This window comes from uncultured Oceanicoccus sp., from assembly GCF_963968385.1.
GTDB lineage: Bacteria > Pseudomonadota > Gammaproteobacteria > Pseudomonadales > Dasaniaceae > Oceanicoccus.
Genome location: NZ_CAXAHB010000149.1, coordinates 1 through 1785, shown reverse-complemented (window position 1 = coordinate 1785; position 1785 = coordinate 1). Strand labels below are relative to the sequence as shown.

The following is a 1785-nucleotide window of genomic DNA, read 5'->3' as shown; positions in this document are numbered from 1 at the left end:
ATAGGGATTTAGATGCTGAAGTATTAGCTCTGACGCCAAAGGCTTGGATGGATGTGTCTATCCCTTATTGGGAAGGACCAGTGGGCATTTCGGGTAGTCATTTTGGGCGTGGTTATCTCGAGATGACGGGCTACCAATAAGACTAAATAGCCACAGAAATACTCTCCAAAAAAAACTCTTGCGTATTATGAAAAACTCAAATAAGTGAGCCGCAAAAATCGGGGTGTTTCATGGCAAGTAATGATTTAGAGACTAAACATTTAGAAACGCTTGATCGAGATTTGGGACGTTTCTCCTCTCTTGAAAAGGCAACATCGTACGTAGCAAAACCATTAGTGGCGCCAGCTCTGGCGCTAATATTTATCATCATAGTAGGAATTTTGGCTGCCACAACTTTGAGCGGGGTTAGCAACACTATTATAATTGTCATTGCAGCAGTACTCGGCGCTTATATGGCTTTAAACATTGGCGCAAATGATGTGGCCAATAACATGGGCCCTGCCGTAGGTGCTAATGCGCTGACTATGGCGGGAGCTATATTAATTGCCGCTATATTTGAAAGTGCTGGAGCACTAATTGCTGGTGGCGACGTGGTTTCGACTATTGCCAAAGGGATCATCGCTCCAACAAGTATGCAGTCAGTTGATGAGTTTATTTGGGCTATGATGGCCGCGTTGCTTTCAGCTGCCTTATGGATAAATTTAGCTACTTGGGTGGGAGCACCTGTGTCGACCACACATTCGATTGTGGGAGGCGTAATGGGCGCTGGAATTGCCGCGGCGGGTTTTAGTGCGGTCAATTGGATGACTATGAGTAAAATTGCGGCCAGTTGGGTTATTTCACCTGTACTTGGAGGCGTTATAGCAGCGCTTTTCCTTTGGTTAATTAAGTCTCGGATAATTTATCAGCCGGACAAAATAGCTGCTGCAAGAAGGTGGGTTCCTATTCTTATTGCAATTATGTCAGGCGCATTCGCTAGCTATCTTGCGCTTAAAGGCATAAAGAAGATTATTAAAATTGATATCCAGACGGCCATTATAATAGGTTTTCTGATTGGTGTGGCTACCTGGGCAATCACTAAGCCAATAATTGCAAAGCAATCAGTTGGTATGGAAAACCGTAATAAATCTCTAAAGCAACTTTTTAACATTCCACTGATAGTTTCTGCAGCACTACTTAGTTTTGCACATGGTGCAAACGACGTGGCGAACGCCGTTGGGCCACTTGCTGCAATTGTTCAAGCTTCATCTTCAGGCGAATATATTACTGCTATTTCAATACCCTTATGGGTAATGGTTATTGGCGCTGCAGGAATATCATTTGGCTTATTTTTATTTGGCCCCAAACTTGTTCGAGTAGTTGGAAGTCAAATTACAAAGTTAAACCAAATGCGTGCTTATTGTGTCGCGCTATCTGCTGCTATCACAGTGATAGTTGCTAGTTGGCTTGGTTTGCCCGTGAGCTCAACTCACATCGCAGTGGGTTCTGTTTTTGGTGTTGGTTTTTTTCGGGAATGGGATAGTGCCCGACGTATGAAACTTGCAAAACTTTCAAGTGATAAAAACCAGCTAGTTGTGGCCAAGGAAGAAAGAGCTCGTCGAAAACTGGTTCGTAGGTCACACTTTATGTCGATTATTGCGGCATGGATAATTACGGTTCCATCTGCCGCAGTTATATCTGGTATAATCTATTCGGTGATATTATTTAGCACAGGTTAATTAACAATTACTTAGCCCCTTGTTTACTCAAACTTCTAGGCGCTCTATAGTCTGTTTTGTGAATTAC

At 43.1% G+C, this 1785-nt stretch carries 1 protein-coding gene; it reads left to right on the top strand.

The features are described from left to right. The first annotated feature begins 230 nt into the window (after positions 1 to 230). A complete protein-coding gene (locus AACP44_RS09205) occupies positions 231 to 1718 on the top strand; it encodes an inorganic phosphate transporter (RefSeq protein ID WP_339340233.1) in 1488 nt (495 codons plus the stop codon). Positions 1719 to 1785: the final 67 nt, after the last annotated feature.

Excerpts from the sequence above, each read along its gene's own strand:
- AACP44_RS09205 (WP_339340233.1), top strand. The coding sequence starts at position 231 with ATGGCAAGTAATGATTTAGAGACTAAACATTTAGAAACGCTTGATCGA.